The organism is Aeromonas sp. MR19 (assembly GCF_963899305.1).
GTDB lineage: Bacteria > Pseudomonadota > Gammaproteobacteria > Enterobacterales > Aeromonadaceae > Aeromonas > Aeromonas bestiarum.
Genome location: NZ_CAWQWZ010000053.1, coordinates 94,112 through 108,421 on the forward strand (window position 1 = coordinate 94,112; position 14,310 = coordinate 108,421).

The following is a 14,310-nucleotide window of genomic DNA, read 5'->3' on the forward strand; positions in this document are numbered from 1 at the left end:
ATGTTATGAAGTCACTCCGTCTTGTGACCCTGCTCTGCTGCCTGATGCCCTTGGGAGTGGCCCACGCCTCCCGTATCAAGGACATCAGCTCGGTGGAAGGGGTACGTAACAACCAGCTGATCGGCTACGGTCTGGTCGTCGGCTTGCCCGGTACCGGCGAGAAGAACAACGCCTTCACCGAGCAGACCTTTCGCACAATGCTCAACAACTTCGGCATCAAGGTGCCGGACAACATCAAGCCCAAGATCAAGGACGTGGCGCCTGTGGCCATCCATGCCGATCTTCCCCCCTTCTCCAAGCCGGGCCAGACCATAGACGTGACGGTATCGGCCATCGGCGAGTCCAAGAGCCTGCGCGGCGGTACTCTGCTGCAAAGCTTCCTGAAGGGGCTGGACGGGCGTGTCTATGCGGTGGCGCAGGGTAGCCTGGTGGTTGGCGGTCTGGGCGCAGAGGGGGCCGATGGCTCCAAGGTGGTGGTCAATACGCCGACCGTGGGCCGCATCGCTAACGGCGCGACCGTGGAACGGGAAGTACCGAACTCCTTCAGCCAGGGCGATACCATCACCTTCAACCTCAATCGACCCGATTTCACCACGGCCCGCCGGCTGGCGGACGTGGTCAACGATCTGGTGGGCCCCAACACGGCGCAGGCACTCGATGCGACCTCGGTCAAGGTCTATGCGCCACGGGATCCGGGGCAGCGGGTCTCCTACCTCGCCACCATCGAAAATCTGGAAGTCGACCCGGCCAGCGAGGCCGCCAAGATCATAGTCAACTCCCGTACTGGCACCATAGTCATCGGCAGCCAGGTGCGGCTCAAACCGGCAGCCATCAGTCATGGCGGCTTGACGGTCACCATCGCGGAGAATCAGCAGGTGTCCCAGCCCAATCCGCTCTCGGGCGGTCAGACGGCGGTCACCAACAACTCCACCATCAACGTGCAGCAGGAGCAGGGGCGCATGTTCAAACTTGATACCGGCGCGACCCTGGATGATCTGGTGCGGGCGGTGAATCAGGTCGGGGTGGCACCCGGCGATCTGATGGCGATCCTGGAGGCGTTGCAACAGGCGGGCGCCATCGAAGGTCAGCTGGTCATATTGTAACAAGCGGCAAGGGGTTGCCACGGGCGGCAATGAGGTAAGCAAAATGGCAGAGTTCGACACCAACAGCGGCGTGAATATGGGCATGGTGCAGGATATCCAGAATCTGGATCGCCTGCGCCAGCTGAGCCAGAGCAAAGAGGGCAAGGCCGATGCGCTCATGGCCGCCTCTCGCCAGTTCGAGTCCATCTTCACCCAGACCCTGTTTCAGGGCATGCGTCAGGCCAACCAGGCTTTGACCCAGGACAACCCCATGAACAGCAGCTACACCCAGTTCTACGAGGGTATGTTGGATGAACAGCGGGTCGCAGACATGACTAGCAAGGGAGGCATGGGGCTGGCCGAGATGGTAGCCAAGCAGCTCTCACCCGAGACCTTTACTCGTCACGATGGACGTGTGCTCAAGATGCCGCAACGCACCGAACGGGTCTACAAACCCTACCAGCCACCCACCTCTGCTCCTAACGATCTCATCTCCGCCTCAAAAGTTGGCAAAGATTTTGCTGACAAAGAGATGAGTGCCGATGCCCAGCCACTGGCCGTGCCGCATCGCCCCCGTCGCACGGTTCCCCCCATGGGGTCCGCGCAGGGTGTGCAGGCTGCACAGGGAACCAAGGCGCTGGACAAGACGGCGCAAGTGTTTGAAACCCCGGAAGAGTTTGTCAATCGTCTGATGCCGCTTGCCAAGAAGGCAGCGGACAAGCTGGGGTTGAGCCCGGCGGTGCTGGTGGCCCAGGCTGCGCTGGAAAGCGGCTGGGGCAAGCGGGTGATCAAGGACGGGGAAGGGCAGGTGACTCATAACCTGTTCGGCATCAAGGCCGATCCGCGTTGGGAAGGTCCCAAGGCGGTGGTCAGCACCCTGGAATATGAGCAAGGGGTGGCCTCGCGCCAGAAGGCATCGTTTCGCTCTTACGAGTCGTTCGAGGAGAGCTTCAACGACTATGTCGATTTCCTGACCTCAGGCTCCCGTTACAAGGGTGCCTTGGCCAAGGTGGACAACCCGGACCGTTACTTTGAAGCCTTGCAACAGGCGGGTTATGCCACTGATCCCCAGTACGCCAGGAAACTGAAACAGGTGTTGCGCAGTGATGCCATTGCTGGCTACTCCGCTACCACCAACACAGAAATGGAGCTGTAAGTCATGGCAAGCGATCTGCTTGGAATTGGTACCTCGGGTGTGATGGCCCAGCAGCGACTGCTGCAGACCACCAGTAACAACATAGTGAACGTCAATAGCCAGGGCTATGTGCGTGAACGTACCCTGATCTATACCAATTCCGTCGGTCTGGGCACGGGCGACATGCTGACCGAGCGGGTCATCAATGCCTATGCCCAGGGTGAAGTGCGTCGTGATACCTCCGCCTATTTTGCCTCGGCCACCCGCTACGAGCAGTTCTCCAATACCGATACCCTGCTGGGGGACACCAGCAACAGCGTCGGTGCCGCCATCACTTCCTATTTCAAGGCGTTTCACACCGCCAACGAAGCGCCGGCCGACATTGCCGGCCGCAAGACCACCCTGAGCGAGCTCAGCGGCATGGTCAACCGCTTTCATACCCTGTCGGCCCAGCTGGACAAGCAGACAGACACCATCAACACCACCATAGGTGACGAGACCAAGCGGGTGAACGGCCTCATCAACAGCATCAACGATCTGAACCAGGCCATCATCCGTACCCAGGGCTCGCCGGAAGAGAACCTGATGCTGTTCGATCAGCGGGATGAAGCCATCCGCCAGCTCTCCGAGAAGATGGAGATCCGCACTGTGCCCCAGGCCAATGGCAGCATGCTGGTCAACATGAGCACGGGTCATTCCCTGGTACTCAATGGCGGGGGAGTGGCCCAGTTCAGCGTCGTGCCGGGTAATCCTGATTCCCGCGAGTCCGAGTTGCAGCTAACCATGGGGGCCAACAAGGCTACCATCAATGAAAAAGACATAGGAGGTGGTGTAGGTGGTCTGTTCTCCGCCCGCCGTGATCTGGAGCCGGCCAAGCGCGAACTGGGTCAGTTAGCCGCGGCCATGGCCGATGCCATGAACCAGCAGAACCGGCTGGGCATGGATCTGGATAACGAGCTGGGGGGGGATCTCTTTTCCCTCGGCGTCAGTGACGGCCTGCCTTATGGCCAGAACACAGGTACGGGCGCCGCCAAAGTCAATTTCGTGCCCGGCAAGGGCAGTGAAGTGACCACCTTCGATTACGAGGTGCAGTTCAGCAGCGCCACAGGCTATGAGGTATTTTCGCTGGACAAGGATGGCAATCGTACCTCGCTGGCGACGGGCACCACGCCCCCGGCCAAGTTCCAGCTCCCAGGCCATGGCATCGAGATTGACCTGTCCGGCACGCCGGCGGCAGGGGATCGCATCCTGCTGCAGCCGACCAAGCGGGCGGCCGCCGGCTTGGGGCAGCTTGCCACCCGCCCCGAGGATCTGGCGCTGGCATCGCCCCTCAAGGCGGACAAGAGCAAGAACAACTTCGGCTCTGCCGAGATCAAGCTCAACGGCATCTTCAACACCAGCACTGGCTCGGGGTTTGGTACCAATACCCTGGATCCGACGGCTCCCCAGGTGGTGAAGGTCGACAACAGCGGCAACTACGAAGTCTATGCGGCGGATGGTACCACTCTGATAGGAGTGGCACCGGCCTCGAGCAAGGGCCAAAACTTGATGTCGGCCATCGTGAATCCCTTCCCGGCCGGGGCCAATGTCTACGCCAATCCGCAGCAGACACCCGGCTACGAGTTCAGTATCACCGGGACTGTGGAGCCCAAAGACAGCTTCACCCTGAGCTACAATCAGGATGGTTTCGCCGATAACGCCAATGGCTTGGCACTGGCCGAGCTGCAGAACAAGGATCTGGTGCGCAAGAGCACCAATACGGGCACCAGCAATGACAAGATGACCTTCAACGAGGCCTATTCCGGCCTGGTGACAGGGGTGGGCAACAACACCAGCCAGGCCAAGACGCTGCTCAAGGCCAACGAGGCCAAGCTGACCCAGAGCACCAGTATTTTCGAGAGCGTCTCCGGGGTGAGTCTCGAGGAAGAGGCGGCCAACCTGATCCGCTACCAGCAGTCTTATGCGGCATCGGCCCAGGTGGTCAGCACGGCCAAGACCATCTTCGACACCCTGTTGTCATCAGTGAGGTAAGTTCATGCGTATCACCACCAACATGGTCTATAACCGGAATATCTCTTCCCTGAACAACGCCAATGAAAGACTGAGCACGGCTTATGAACAGCTGCAGAGTGGCGATAAATTCAAGACGTCGGGAGAAGACCCCTCCGGCATGAGCCAGAAGATGGCGCTGACCAAGGAGATAGACCTGTTCAAGCAGTATGGCGTCAATGGCAGCCTGCTTGAGAACAGCCTGGGCCATGAAGAAACGGTGCTGACTGCACTCAATACCGCCATGACCAGCGCCCAGACCCTGATCCAGAAGGCGAACGACTCGGCGGTGGGGTCCGATGATCGCAAGGCGATCGCCAGCGAGCTGGAAGGCTTGCAAAAGCAGATGTTCGATCTGATGAACAGCAAGAACTCCCAGGGCGAATTCATTTTTGGTGGCAACCAGAGCAAGACCCAGCCCTTCGTCAAGGATGCCAGCGGCAATTACCTCTTCCAGGGGGATACGGGCCAACGCAATATCCAGGTCTCTCCGACGGTGCAAATCGCGGCCAATGACTCCGGCTTCAATCTGTTTGAAATCGTGCCGACCCGCAGGACCAGCAGTGCGGGCAGCGCCAATATTCAGGTCGGAGTGGCCGATCAGGGCAACTTCGACAGCTTTTATCGCAACAACTATGACCCTGCCCTGGCCAGCAACCAATATACGGTGACCACGGCGGCGGGCGCACCGGATACCTATGAGATACGGGATGGCGGCGGCACCCTGCTGCAAAGCGGTGACTATGTGGCAGGCAACAAGATCCCCTTCAATGGCCTGGAGTTGACCCTGGATCTGCCCGCAGGGGGCGCCGCGCAAAACTTTGTGCTGGATCCGCCCCAGAACAACAACATTCTGGATGGCATGTCCGACTTCATTACGGCGCTGCAGGATCCCAACATCACCCCGGACACCTTTCAGGTGAAGGTGGCGGATGCCACCTCCCACATGAAAAATGCCCGGCTGAATGTCGATCAGGGGCTGGGTGAGATTGGCGGCAGAATGAACAGCCTGGAGCAGGTACTGGGCTCGAACGAGGGGCTGAGTACCCTCAATCAGCAGGCCAGGGCCAAGGTTTCCGAGGCGGACTTGTATGAAGTCATTGCCGCCTTGTCCAAAGAGGATGCGGCCTTGAGCGCCTCCCAGCTCTCCTTCAGCAAAATAAGCAAACTGACCCTGTTTGACTATATTCGCTGATATTTTCCACCCCTGTTCAGCGCATTTCGGGACGCAATGAACAGGGGGGCCATCCGTATCTGGTTTGCCCCGCCCCGATATATCCTCGTTTAAATCCTCTTTTTCTCCAATTGTAACAAGCTGTTGCAGTGGGCCATTTAGCCCTCCCTGTCGGGTTGACTCACACAGCGCATTCGATAATCATTCAGCCCGCACAACAGAGGGTTGTGCTGATTTTTTGTTGCAGCATCTCGTTAGGCGAGGCTCCTGTATAAACAAAGGCCACTGATCTCACGACGTCGAGAGACGCCCAAGCTCAGGACAGTTTTCATCGGATTAAGGTGTAAACCCAAGTGGCTTCCGGCATGCCGGATACGTTATACAGTGCTAAAGCTGGTACGTGGGGATGATGACACGCCGGACGGCGTCATTTCCTGCCTATTACTCGTCAATCAAATTGCTGTTTTCTTTCAGACAGCGACCGGATATCCGATCGCGCTCAGGCTTAGCCTGAAATCACATGAGGTCATTTGTGATGAAGAAAACACAGACTCTACTCAATCGTCATCAACTGCTCGATCTGGCCGCCCTGCAGGGCTGGCTGGAGAATAATCTGGATCCGGTTCAGCGTGCCGATCAACTGCTGACCCTGCGTCCGGAAGAGCTCAACTGCATCTTCGATACCCTGCCCATTGCCGAAGGTGCGGCGCTGCTCAGCTCGTTGTCGGCCGATTGTGCCGGACGTTTGCTGATGCGGCTGCACGCCAGCATAGTCGGCCTGTTGCAAGGGGCCATGCCCCGTCGCGACATGCTGGCCATACTGCGCCGGCTCGGTAGCAGTGATCGCACCATGCTGCTCTCCCGCTTCCCGGAGCCGGTGCAGTCCACCTTCTACTCCCTGCTCGACTGGCCGACCGAATCGGTCGGTGCCAACATGCGCCATGAATTTTTGGCCATCGGCGATCAGGAGACGGTGGGCAGTGCCAAGCAGCTGATCCACGATGCCTGGGACAACGCCCAGTTGTTCCAGCACCTCTATGTGGTCAACACCGAGAATCGCCTGCTCGGCAGCATAGCGCTCAAATCCTTGCTGATAGCGGATCCTCTGCTGCCGGTCAGCGAGCTGATGGACAGGGATGCGGTACGCATCAATGCCCGGGCGGATCAGGAGCTGGCGGCACGCCTGCTGATCGACCGCGACATCTCGACCTTGCCGGTGGAGGAGCAGGGCAAGCTGGTGGGTATCTTCCATGTGGATGATGCCGCCGACATCCTGGAACTCGAATCCACCGAGGATGCCGAGATGCAGGGTGGTTCCTCGCCGCTCGATACTCCCTATCTGCAGGCGACCCCCTGGCAGTTGTGGCGCAAGCGGATCGGCTGGCTGTTGATCCTGTTCGTGGCCGAAGCCTATACGGGTACTGTGCTGCGGGCGTTCGAGGAGCAGCTGGAAGCTGCCATCGCGCTGGCCTTCTTCATCCCGTTGCTCATAGGTACCGGCGGTAACAGTGGTACCCAGATCACCACCACCATAGTGCGCGCCATGGCGGTTGGCGAAGTGAGCATGCGCAACCTGGGGACTGTCTTGAAGAAGGAGCTCTCCACCGGTCTGCTCATCTCGGCGGCGATTGCAGTGGCAGCCTGGATCCGGGCCTGGAGCCTGGGCGTCGGTCCCGAGATCGGCATGGTTGTGACCTTTACCATCATCGCCATCGTGCTGTGGAGCGCCACTGTGGCATCCATTATCCCCATGGTGCTGCGTCGCTTCCGGATTGACCCGGCTGTGGTGTCTGCCCCCTTCATCGCCACCCTGGTGGACGGTACCGGCCTTATCATCTACTTCGAGATGGCCAAGTTGTTGCTGCCCGAGTTGCAGTAACCCGCACCTGACGCGGATGAGTCAAATAGCAAAAAGGCAGCCTGGGCTGCCTTTTTGCTTGTCTGCCTGCCGAACAGGCGGGATCAGCTGAGCTGAAACAGCAGCGGCCAGCCCTGCTCCTGACAATAACGGTGCTCTTTCTCCAGGTTCTGGATCAGCAGGCGGTTCTCGTCGCACCAATCGATCGGCAGGGTGACCACCAGCTGATCTTCGGCGGCCTGTACCTTCCATTCCGGCAACAGGTTGTCCTGGCGCCTGTGGTGCGCCGCCACGGCGAGGCGCAGGATGCGAATGCAACGCAGCACAGTCTGCTCGTCGTGGTTGGGCAGGGGAGGGAGCTCGGAGAGTTTGAGCCCCTTGCGTTGAAACCGCACCAGAGCCGCCAGCAGGGCCTGATCGTCCTGGTTGAAGCCGGGCAGATCCGTGTTCTGCAAGATGTAAGCGGAGTGGCGATGGATGCCGCTGTAGTTGATGGCCAGACCAATCTCGTGCAGTCGCGCCGCCCAGCCGAGGATGGCGCGGTAGGGCTCCTCCGGCATCTCCCAGGGACCGCTCAGCGCATCGAACAGGGTCAACACGCTCTGCTCGACCCGGTTGGCCTGACGCTTGTCGATACGATAGTGGGTGGACAGCGCCAGTGCGGTGCGCTCGCGAATGTCGTGGTGCTGCAAGCGTTCCTCAAATTCGTACAGCAGCCCTTCGCGCAGGGCGCCGTCAGAATACTCCATCCGATCGATCGGCAGGGAGGTAAAGAGCCCGAGCAGTATGGCCACGGCGGCGGCAAACACCTCCTGGCGCTCCTCGGTCAGGCCGGCAAGCTTCAACTGATCGACCCGCTTGTGGTCGAGCATCTCCCGCTTGAGCCGCTCCAGCCCCGCCAGCGTGATGGCGCCATCGGTCCAGCCTTCCCCCTGCAGCACGTCGCGCACGGTGCGGATCGAGCCGGAGCTGCCGAGGCAACTCTGCCAGCCCAGCTTGCGATACTGGTTGATGATGGGGGCGAGCTGATGCTGGGCCTCCAGTACGGCATTGTTGAAAGCCTTCTCGCTCAGCTTGCCGTTGGCAAAGAAGCTCTGGGTGAAGCTGACACAGCCCATCTTGCGGCTGGTGAGCGCCTTGTGATCGAAGCCTTCGCCTATGATGAGCTCTGTGCTGCCACCGCCTATGTCCACCACCAGTACCTGGCCTTCGATATGCTGGGTATGGGCAACCCCCTGATAGATGAGGCGCGCCTCTTCCTGACCACTGATGATCTCGATGGGATGGTTCAGCACCTTGGTTGCCTCGCTCACGAATTCGCGGGCGTTGCTGGCGCGGCGCAGGGTATAGGTGCCGGCAATGCGGATCTGATCCGGCTTGATGTTGGTCAGTCGTTCGGCAAACAGGGCGAGGCACTCGAGCCCCCGGCCCATGGCTTCCACCGACATGCGGCGCTGTGCATCCATTCCTTCCGCCAGCCGGACCCGCTCCTTGATGCGATCGACGATCTGCAGACGTCCCTCGTTGAGGCGGGCGATCACCATGTGAAAACTGTTCGAGCCAAGATCCACGGCGGCGTACAGGCTATTGTCCATTGTTTGACTCTATGCGTTTGAGGTAGTCGTAAATCGCGACCTGAGAACGGATCTTGCGGCGGTTGCCCCGTTTCACATACGCGTTTTGCTGGTCTGCATCTATGACCCTTGCCTTGCAGGTGTCGCTGAGCTGCAGTTGCAAGATATCCAGGATGCGCTGCTTGAGGCGCTCGTCGTAGATGGGGGTCCCCACCTCGATCCGGCCATCTATGTTGCGGCTCATCCAGTCGGCACTGGAGATATAGAGCTGGGGGTTGCCCTTGTTGTGGAACACCATGACCCGCGGATGCTCGAGGAAGCGGTCTATGATGCTGATCACCTGGATGTTGTCGCTCAGACCCGGCACGCCGGGGCGCAGGGCACACATGCCACGGATGATCATCTGGATCGGCACCCCGGCCTGGCCGGCGGCATAGAGCCGGTTGATGAGATCCCTGTCCACCAGGTTGTTGATCTTGAGGGTGATGCCGCTGGGCTGGCCCGCCTTGGCGTTGGAGAGCTCGTTGTCGATGAGTCGATAGAGCTGACGGCGGCTGTTGATGGGGGAGACCAGCAGGTGGTTGAACTTGTAGCGCCGATAGGGGTACTCGATGTATTCGAACACCCCCTCCACCTCGGCTGTGATGTCCGGGTGGCGGGTCAGCAGGGAGAAGTCGGTGTAGATCTTCGCCGTCTTCTCGTTGAAGTTGCCGGTGCCGATATGGGCGTAGCGCACCGCCTCGCCATGTTCGTGGCGAGTGATGAGGCAGAGCTTGGAGTGGATCTTGAGGCTCGGCACCCCGAACACCACCTTGACCCCGGCGTCGGTGAGAATGTTGGCCCAGTCGATGTTGGCCGCCTCGTCGAAACGGGCGCGCAGTTCGACGACGACCGTCACCTTCTTGCCGTTGTTGGCGGCATCGATGAGGGAGTGGATGATGCGCGACTTCTTGGCGACCCGGTAGATGTTGATGCGAATGGCGCTGACCGCCGGATCGAACGCCGCCTGGCGCACCAGCTCGGTGAAGTGGTGGAACTTGTGGTACGGGTAGTAGAGCAGTATGTCCTGCTTGGCGATGGCATCGAAGGCGTTGACGAAGCCGTCAAAGTCGCGGCAATCCAGGGCCGGCAGTTTGGGGTTTTCCAGATAATCCCGGCCCACGTTGGGGAAGCCGATGAAATCCTTGAAGTTGTGATAGCGTCCGCCCGGCATGATGGCGTCGTAGGAGCTGATCTGCAGCTTGAGCTTCAGGAAGCTTATCATGGCGGCGGGCATCTCCCGCTCGTAGACGAAGCGCACCGGCATGGCGGTGAGCCGCTGCTTCAAGCCGTCACTCATCTTGTCCACCAGGCTGAGATCCAGCTGGTCGGAGAGATCATATTCGGCATCCCGGGTCAGCTTGACCGCGTAGGCGGCTATCTCGTCGTAGTCGAAGAAGCCCTTGAAGATCTCATCGAGACAGAAGCGGATGACGTTGTCCAGTATGATGATCTGCTTCTTGCGGCGGGTGCCTTCCGGCGGCAGCTGGAAGAAGCGGGGCAGATCGTCGGTCGGCACTTCCACCAGGGCGTACTGGATCACCTGGCCATTCTTCTTCATCTCTATGGCCAGATAGGTGTACTCGTCCTTGAGGAACTTGACCGGGTTGACCTCCTTGTTGAGCAGGATAGGGATGATGTGACGCAGCACCTTCTCCCTGAAAAAGACCCGCAGCCACTGCTGGATCGACTCGGAGATCTGGCTCTCGTTGACCAGGAAGATGTTGTGGCGGGCGAGCGCTATCAACAGCTCCTTGTAGGTGTTGTCGAACGCTTCGCCGAGCGCCATCACCTTCTGCTGGATGGCGCGCAGCAACACCTTGGCCTCGTCGTCGCCGCCGTGCACCTCGTTGATCAGGATGCGGCGCTTGACGTCCGACACCCGCACCTTGAAGAACTCATCCTGGTTGGAGGAGAAGATCCCCAGGAAACGGACCCGCTCTATGAGGGGCACCGTCTTGTCCATTGCCTCTTGCAACACCCGTTCATTGAATGAGAGCCAGCTCAGCTCTTTCTCTTCATACTGCTTGTCGGTGCTCATGTGATGCCTCTGTGGTCGGGTCGCGTCTGCGCGGCAGTAATGGCGTGAAAATATGACAGTGTGATGACCAGCCGCTCAGTCGGCGAACGCCTGGTCTATGTCGACCACCAGATCGTCGGAGAGAGACTCCAGCGCTGTGATCAGATCGTCGAGTTCGAGCTGGGGCGGCAGGGCCACCAGGGCATGGGCATAGAAGAGCGGGGCGCCGGAGTGGGGGGCCGGCTCGCAACCCGTGGTGAGGTCGGACACGTTGATGTTGAGCTGGCGCAATATGCTGGCCACTTCGTGGACTATGCCGGCCCTGTCGTTGCCGGTGACGCTGAGCATCACCTGACGCTCCGGCTCCTGGCTGGGCTGGCCTTCGGCAAAGCTGACGGTGAGGCCGGGCAGCATCACCAGCGCCTCGCACAGGCTGCGGTAGTGCTCGTCGGGTACTGTCACGTGCAGGATGCCGGCAAATTGCCCCGCCAGCTCGCTCATTGAGCTGCCCAGCCAGTTGCCCTGCTGCCGAGTGATGATATCCGCCAGACTCTCGACTATGCCGGGTTTGTCTGTGCCTATCACTGTCACGACCAATTGCTTTTGCATCCTGCTCTCCTTGGAATTGGGTTTCTGTAGCATTGTGCCTGCTGTGACAGGCCATATGAAGCCCCGCCCGGCGTAAATAGGGTGAAAAAGCGCAGAAGGGAGGGGGAGGGCCATGTTTCAGCGCTGCCTGCCACTGGGCCCCTGTGGTAGAGTGATGCCCCTCTTTTGTTTTGTGAACTGGATAGTGCGCTCATGAATACCCTTGTCGTATCGGGATTGGTGTTGTTGGTGCTGCTCCTGCTGGCGGTCTTCTGGACCCGAGGCAAGAAAGGCAAGCCGTTGCCCTATGATGTGCAGGAGACCCTGTTCAGTCCGGCCGAGCGCTCCTTCCTCGGCGTGCTGGATCTCGCGGTCGGTGACAAGGCCCGGGTGTTTGCCAAGGTGCGGGTGGCCGATGTGCTCACCCCTGAGGCGGGCATGGGCAAGAGCAAGTGGCAGCAGGCGTTCAACAAGATCAGCGCCAAGCACCTGGATTACCTGCTCTGCCACCCGGCCGATCTCTCCTTCATCTGCGCCATCGAACTCGATGACAGCTCCCACCGCCAGCAGAAGCGCAGAGCCAGGGACAGCTTCCTCAAGGCTGCCTTCGACAGCGCCGGTTTGCCGCTGCTGCAGATCCCGGCAAGCAGCCACTATCAGGTGGAAGAGCTGCGGGATCTGATCCTGCCGCTGCTGATCAAGACGACCGCGCCGCTGGCCGACGATCTGATGCCGGGCGAGCGTCGCGAGCCGACCTTCAGCCCCCTGTTGCTCGATGGCGTCGACACGGAAGAGACCCGTCATGGCGGCCGCTCGCCTTCCAGTTCCTCGACCATGTCGACCGTCACGACCCCGGTCAGGAGTGCCCTGGTCTCTGCCACAGACAGCGAACTGGTGGACAACCTGTTTGCCGAGGTGGACGACGAAGAGGACGACCACCCGCACCAGGCGCCTCACTGCCCTCGCTGCGATGCCCCGTTGGTCGAGCGGGAGGCCAAAAAAGGGCCTCATGCCGGACGCCTGTTCATGGCCTGCAGCCGCTTCCCCGAGTGCCGCTACGCCGCGCCTCACACGAACGCCCGTCACTGACCCCCTGTCGCCGTTCCCGGCCTCGTCATGGGGCCGGGAACGGGTGGCCGCTCGTCCCGTCTCTTGCGCTTGTCTGCGCCTCTCATCAAAAAAAGAGGCGACAAAATTTATCTTATTCCGCAGTTGCGTCGATAAACTTAGGTTAAATGCGACAATTTTTGACAATGCGTCGGAATTTTGGCACTTTGTGCCTCCTGCATAAAGTGCGTGGCTAGACCACATAAGCACAATAAAACAATAAGTTACGTCGATTATAAGAGGGATGTATATGATGGCGATGGGAGTATTGATTGTTGATGCCGATGCGCAGCGGCGCCAACAGTTGGGCACTGTGCTCTCGTTCATGGGGATCCCGTGGCAGGAGATAGTCGAGAACGAGCTGGATGTGGCCATCGAGTCGTCCGGCCCGCTGCAAGGGGTGCTGGCGGGAACCTTGACCGGCCGTTCGCTGGATGAGCTGCTGACCAGCTTTCCCCGGGTGCCCTTCCTGTCTCTGGTAGAGGCGGATTTCCCCAACAGCAACTTCATCGGCGTCGCCGAAGCTCCCTTCACCTACGAATCCCTCACTCGCCATCTGCACTTCTGTCAGGCGTTTGTCTCCCTGCATCCCCGTCAACAGACTCACGACAAGGGCCAGGCTCTGCTGCGTCTGCTGGTGGGCAAGGGGCGGGGCATCCAGGAGGTGCGCCGTCTCATCAGCCAGGTGGCGGAGACAGAGGCCAACGTGCTGATCCTGGGGGAATCCGGGACCGGCAAGGAGGTGGTGGCCCGCGCCATTCACGAGCTATCTCCCCGCAGCGGGGGCCCCTTCGTGCCCATCAACTGCGGCGCCATCCCGGCCGAATTGCTGGAAAGCGAGCTGTTTGGCCACGAGAAGGGCGCCTTCACCGGCGCCATCGCCGCCCGCCGGGGCCGCTTCGAGCTGGCCCAGGGCGGCACCCTGTTCCTCGACGAGATCGGTGACATGCCCTTGCCGATGCAGGTCAAGTTGTTGCGGGTGTTGCAGGAGCGGCTGTTCGATCGGGTGGGGGGTGGCAAGCCGATCCAGGCGGACGTGCGCATCATAGCGGCCACCCACAGAGATCTGGAGGCCATGATCCGCACCCAGGGCTTTCGTGAAGATCTCTACTACCGCCTCAACGTCTTCCCGATTGAGACGCCGCCGCTGCGGGATCGCATCGACGACATTCCCCTGCTGCTGCAGGAGCTGCTCAACCGCCATGCCGAGCAGCATCAGGGCATCATTCGCCTGACCCAGCGGGCCCTGGAGTCCCTGATGCAGTACCCCTGGCCCGGCAACGTGCGCGAGCTCTCCAACCTGCTGGAGCGACTGCTCATCCTCTACCCGCAGCAGATAGTCGACGTGGCCGACCTGCCGAGCCGCTATCGTCTGCTGCCGTGCGAGCCGAGGGATGAACGGCTGACCGAGATGGACGAGCGCGACGCGCTGGCCGCCGTGTTCCAGGATCCCCCCGAGCTGGAACACAGTGCCAGCCACTCCCGTGCCATGCAGCTGCCGGAGGAGGGGGTCAATCTCAAGGAGATGCTGGCCGACCTCGAGGTGGAGCTGATCCGCCAGGCCCTGGAGTCCCAGGACGGGGTGGTGGCCCGCGCCGCCGACTTGCTCGGCATGCGTCGTACCACCCTGGTGGAGAAGATGAAAAAATACGGGATGAGCAAGGAAGTATAAGGGTCAAAGCCT

At 60.3% G+C, this 14,310-nt stretch carries 10 protein-coding genes and 1 riboswitch; of the genes, 7 read left to right on the top strand and 3 right to left on the bottom strand.

The annotated features are described in order from the left end of the window. The first annotated feature begins 5 nt into the window (after positions 1-5). The 5 genes from AACQ95_RS21125 to mgtE all read left to right on the top strand — a co-directional run bounded on the left by AACQ95_RS21125 (position 6) and on the right by mgtE (position 7,319). On the top strand, positions 6-1,103 hold the full coding sequence (locus AACQ95_RS21125) for a flagellar basal body P-ring protein FlgI (RefSeq protein ID WP_043137528.1): 1,098 nt from the start codon (positions 6-8) through the stop codon (positions 1,101-1,103). Between the two features lie 43 nt (positions 1,104-1,146). Further along, positions 1,147-2,238: a flagellar assembly peptidoglycan hydrolase FlgJ gene (gene flgJ, locus AACQ95_RS21130; RefSeq protein WP_241279816.1), complete on the top strand. Its 1,092-nt coding sequence runs from the start codon at positions 1,147-1,149 to the stop codon at positions 2,236-2,238. A 3-nt stretch (positions 2,239-2,241) separates the two neighbouring features. After that, entirely contained in the window at positions 2,242-4,248 is a 2,007-nt protein-coding gene (locus AACQ95_RS21135) for a FlgK family flagellar hook-associated protein (protein ID WP_241279818.1), read from the top strand. Between the two features lie 4 nt (positions 4,249-4,252). Beyond that, on the top strand, positions 4,253-5,461 hold the full coding sequence (gene flgL / locus AACQ95_RS21140; RefSeq protein ID WP_098983499.1) for a flagellar hook-associated protein FlgL: 1,209 nt from the start codon (positions 4,253-4,255) through the stop codon (positions 5,459-5,461). A gap of 222 nt (positions 5,462-5,683) precedes the next feature. Further along, a riboswitch (M-box (ykoK) riboswitch) is annotated at positions 5,684-5,853 on the top strand. 122 nt (positions 5,854-5,975) lie between these two features. Then, a complete protein-coding gene (mgtE, locus tag AACQ95_RS21145; RefSeq protein WP_043137519.1) occupies positions 5,976-7,319 on the top strand; it encodes a magnesium transporter in 1,344 nt (447 codons plus the stop codon). 83 nt (positions 7,320-7,402) lie between these two features. On the opposite strand, the gene ppx is transcribed toward mgtE, so the two are convergent. From ppx to AACQ95_RS21160, 3 genes are all read right to left on the bottom strand, one after another. Next, the gene (ppx, locus tag AACQ95_RS21150; RefSeq protein ID WP_098983502.1) at positions 7,403-8,893 is read right to left on the bottom strand and encodes an exopolyphosphatase; all 1,491 of its coding nucleotides are present in this window, start codon (positions 8,891-8,893) and stop codon (positions 7,403-7,405) included. Further along, a complete protein-coding gene (gene ppk1, locus AACQ95_RS21155) occupies positions 8,883-10,952 on the bottom strand; it encodes a polyphosphate kinase 1 (protein WP_241279820.1) in 2,070 nt (689 codons plus the stop codon). The genes ppx and ppk1 overlap by 11 nt, the downstream gene beginning before the upstream one ends. 75 nt (positions 10,953-11,027) lie before the next feature. Beyond that, positions 11,028-11,540 carry a glycine cleavage system protein R gene (locus AACQ95_RS21160; RefSeq protein WP_241279821.1) on the bottom strand — a complete coding sequence of 171 codons (513 nt, stop codon included), beginning with the start codon at positions 11,538-11,540 and terminating at the stop codon, positions 11,028-11,030. A 192-nt stretch (positions 11,541-11,732) separates the two neighbouring features. On the opposite strand from AACQ95_RS21160, the gene AACQ95_RS21165 reads away from it, so the two are divergent. Next, entirely contained in the window at positions 11,733-12,608 is an 876-nt protein-coding gene (locus AACQ95_RS21165; RefSeq protein ID WP_043556654.1) for a DUF2726 domain-containing protein, read from the top strand. Between the two features lie 268 nt (positions 12,609-12,876). Then, positions 12,877-14,298, top strand: coding sequence for a sigma-54 dependent transcriptional regulator (locus AACQ95_RS21170; RefSeq protein WP_043137501.1), 1,422 nt, complete (start codon positions 12,877-12,879; stop codon positions 14,296-14,298). Positions 14,299-14,310 lie beyond the last annotated feature (12 nt).

Excerpts from the sequence above, each read along its gene's own strand:
- AACQ95_RS21125 (WP_043137528.1), top strand. The coding sequence starts at position 6 with ATGAAGTCACTCCGTCTTGTGACCCTGCTCTGCTGCCTGATGCCCTTG.
- flgJ (WP_241279816.1), top strand. The coding sequence starts at position 1,147 with ATGGCAGAGTTCGACACCAACAGCGGCGTGAATATGGGCATGGTGCAG.
- AACQ95_RS21135 (WP_241279818.1), top strand. The coding sequence starts at position 2,242 with ATGGCAAGCGATCTGCTTGGAATTGGTACCTCGGGTGTGATGGCCCAG.
- flgL (WP_098983499.1), top strand. The coding sequence starts at position 4,253 with ATGCGTATCACCACCAACATGGTCTATAACCGGAATATCTCTTCCCTG.
- mgtE (WP_043137519.1), top strand. The coding sequence starts at position 5,976 with ATGAAGAAAACACAGACTCTACTCAATCGTCATCAACTGCTCGATCTG.
- ppx (WP_098983502.1), bottom strand. The coding sequence starts at position 8,893 with ATGGACAATAGCCTGTACGCCGCCGTGGATCTTGGCTCGAACAGTTTT.
- ppk1 (WP_241279820.1), bottom strand. The coding sequence starts at position 10,952 with ATGAGCACCGACAAGCAGTATGAAGAGAAAGAGCTGAGCTGGCTCTCA.
- AACQ95_RS21160 (WP_241279821.1), bottom strand. The coding sequence starts at position 11,540 with ATGCAAAAGCAATTGGTCGTGACAGTGATAGGCACAGACAAACCCGGC.
- AACQ95_RS21165 (WP_043556654.1), top strand. The coding sequence starts at position 11,733 with ATGAATACCCTTGTCGTATCGGGATTGGTGTTGTTGGTGCTGCTCCTG.
- AACQ95_RS21170 (WP_043137501.1), top strand. The coding sequence starts at position 12,877 with ATGATGGCGATGGGAGTATTGATTGTTGATGCCGATGCGCAGCGGCGC.